Annotated in this window: 3 protein-coding genes; 2 read left to right on the top strand and 1 reads right to left on the bottom strand. The window is 48.9% G+C overall.

Annotated elements, in window-relative coordinates; all coding sequences use genetic code 11:
• Positions 1–966 (bottom strand): aromatic ring-hydroxylating dioxygenase subunit alpha (locus KDK16_RS01260; protein WP_257274321.1); only part of this gene is annotated, 966 nt, incomplete at its 3' end.
• Between the two features lie 211 nt (positions 967–1,177).
• On the opposite strand from KDK16_RS01260, the gene KDK16_RS01255 reads away from it, so the two are divergent.
• Positions 1,178–1,852: a TetR/AcrR family transcriptional regulator gene (locus tag KDK16_RS01255; RefSeq protein WP_257274320.1), complete on the top strand. Its 675-nt coding sequence runs from the start codon at positions 1,178–1,180 to the stop codon at positions 1,850–1,852.
• A gap of 62 nt (positions 1,853–1,914) precedes the next feature.
• Positions 1,915–2,548 (top strand): amidohydrolase family protein (locus tag KDK16_RS01250; protein WP_257274319.1); only part of this gene is annotated, 634 nt, incomplete at its 3' end.

Here is a 2,548-nt window from a genome sequence, read left to right as displayed (position 1 = left end):
TACCATGGTTGTGTGTGGACTGTCGGTAAGCTCTTCTTCGTTCATGTTTTGGTAGTGCACATAGCCACGCTCTTGCCAACGCTGCTTTTTGGCAGCTTTTAAATCCAGCCAGCCCTGCATGGCTTTGGTTTCGTAGTCTGGATAACTGGCTGGATCTATCCCCCAAAACTGCAGCAAAGCATCAAAGGGGTGAGGCTCACCTTCGGGCAAGCGATCGCGCAACGATGGCCGCATGGGTTGAACAGTGCGACCATGGCCATTGGGAAATACTTCTCGTCTGGCACTCCAGTGATCTTGGTCTATCCACGGCGGCACCTGTGGGTGCGCGGTGCGCGTATGGTAAGACTCACTAAAATTATCGGTGGAAAACTTCCAGTTACAATTGAGTTTTATTTTACGAGAGAACACCCGAATGGCCGTGTCCATGGGGTAATTTCGATATAGCGTTGGCAGTGGGTCTAAGTAATCGTAAAGACTGGGCGCGTTATCACTGAAGGTATACCAAATCAATCCACCCCAAGTATCACAGCGCAGTGTTTTCAGAGTTAATTTGCCGCAGGGGTTACCCTGACTATAGTCGTCTTGATCGGGTAGATCTTTAAGCACGCCATTTAAGCCCCACACCCAACCATGGTAAGGACAATGAAAGTCTTGTGCATAACCGTTGTCGGCCGACAACAACCGATAACCACGGTGCTGGCAGACATTATAAAACGCTTTAATACTGCCATCGCTTTGTTTTACGCACATCACTGACTCGTGCATAAAATTGTGCACTACGTAATCGCCAGGCTCCTCAAGCTCTTTGGTACGCCCGGCCACATGCCAAATATTCGTCCAAAGATGCTGCCATTCTTGCTTGGCAAATTCAGGGCAATAGTAGCGCTCACCGGTGATTGGATCACCACGCAAAACGCCTTGATCACTGGCATCCATAGTCAAAGGATGCGGCTCGACTGGCTTCATAACAGACCTTAATTTTTTATTGTTATTGTGCTTTATAAGTAGTTGCGGGATTCAAGAATAAAAACCCGAGTGATCACTCTGGTTTTAGTGGGCCAGCAATTTTTCACCATGTAAAACATTTATGATTGTTTTTTATATGGGTAAATTTTATTCGCCACCGAGATGGCTTACACTGCACCTGCACGGCAATAGCGACTAGACTGAGTGGTCAATGAAAAATAACGATGTATTTCAAGGCGTTGGTATCGACTGGCTGGATGACAGCGAATGGGTTTCGACGACAACACAAAAGCGCAGTAAAGAAACCATGATTAAAATACTGCGCGCCGCCAAAAGCCTGTTTGTGGAAAAGGGCTACCAAGAATCCACCATGACTGACATCTGTAAAGCAGCTGGTGTATCTATGGGCGCGGTATATCACCGCTTTCCCGACAAGCAATCAATCTTTTACACTCTACTGGAAATGTATCGAAGATCACGCTTTGCCCAGATTGATCGTCTTACCGAAGATAGCCAGTGGCAGGACAAAACCGCCGAGGATATCCTCGCCTTTCATTTAGAAATTATGTTCTCTACCGCCCGTATCGATAACGGATTCATTCGCTTGATGGAGCGCCAACGTATTGTTGACAGTAAAATGCACGACCTACTGGTGGACTGGAACAAGCACTTGGTGGCGGTTATCTGCCGTTTAATAGAGCCCCACCGACATCGAATTCATCACTCGGACTTAAACCTGGCGATAACCTATACCCACGGCATCATCAGAGGCGCGTTGATGTGGGCGCTACTGCCTGCCAACGGCCATCATACCCCGCTCAATGTAGACAGCGCTGAATTCAAAAACAACGCCTACCAAATGGCGTCGGCGTACTTGGGCTTATAGTGATTTAGGCGCTGCTGGCGCGCCCTTTAATTCGCACGCTAAAGCAGGGTACACTGGCTCTTTTGATCATCCTGTTCGAGAGTAAAATGCGTTTCCCTACCCGCTTCATTTGGCCATCTAAAAAATTATTGCAATACAGCATGATAGTATTGTGCGCTGCACACTTAGCCGCCTGCCGAGACAACGTTGATTTCATTGTTGCCGGCGACTATGTGGTGACCATGAATGATCAGGCCGAGGTGATTGAGCAGGGCGCGGTGGTGGTCGATGATGGCAAAATTATTGCGGTAGGCCCAGCACAGGCGATCTACGACGAATATCAGTCTACTCACATTCTTCGTGGTGAAGGTCGAGTGCTATTGCCGGGTTTAATCAACGGCCACACCCACACCGCCATGACACTGTTCAGAGGCATTGCCGACGATACTGAGCTGATGACTTGGCTTGAGGAAACCATTTTTCCCCTAGAGGCTGCGTTCGTAACACCAGAGTTTATCGAAGTGGGAGCTGAACTTGCGTGCTACGAGATGATCAGTAGCGGCACCACAACGTTTGTCGATATGTACTTCTACCCGGAGATCATCGCCCAAGTGGTAGAGCGCTGCGGGCTAAGAGCCATTCTCACTGCGCCTATGATCGACTACCCAAGCCCGTGGTTTGAAGGTTGGGACGATTCCTTTGCCGCCGGGGTGGCTT

Source organism: Endozoicomonas sp. SESOKO4 (assembly GCF_024606275.1).
This window is presented reverse-complemented; position numbering and strand designations above follow the sequence as displayed.